This window comes from Alicyclobacillus sp. CIJ1, assembly GCF_057538885.1.
In genome coordinates this window covers 1-324 of sequence record NZ_BAAJPH010000010.1, presented here as the reverse complement: position 1 = coordinate 324, position 324 = coordinate 1, and the positions used below count along the sequence as shown (strand labels likewise).

The 324-nt window shown below is 61.4% G+C and carries 1 pseudogene; it reads right to left on the bottom strand.

The annotated features are described in order from the left end of the window. Positions 1-324 (bottom strand): annotated as a pseudogene (locus tag AC27E8_RS00120) (hypothetical protein); the annotation flags it as partial.

The window sequence follows — 324 nt, the reverse complement described above, 5'->3', positions numbered from 1 at the left end:
AGTTTCGCGCCGTGTTGGACCACAGGTACCCATGCGCTTGCATGTACTGCGCCATCTCGAACGCGCTCGCAAACCCAAGTGCCTCGGCGATCCGCTTGGGATCGCCGTAGGGCTCCGCCTGGAACGCCTCGATCACTCGGGCCACCTTCTGCCCACGCCGCTTCTTCTTCGGCGTGACGCGCTCGACATACGTCTGGCGTTCCACGCTCCATTGGTAGCCGTGGCGCAACATGAACTGATCCAAGTAGCGCCGTGCCTTGTATCCGACCATTTGCGCGATCTCGTCTCGCGTCTTTCCCTCCGCCAGATGTCGAAACACGTCGT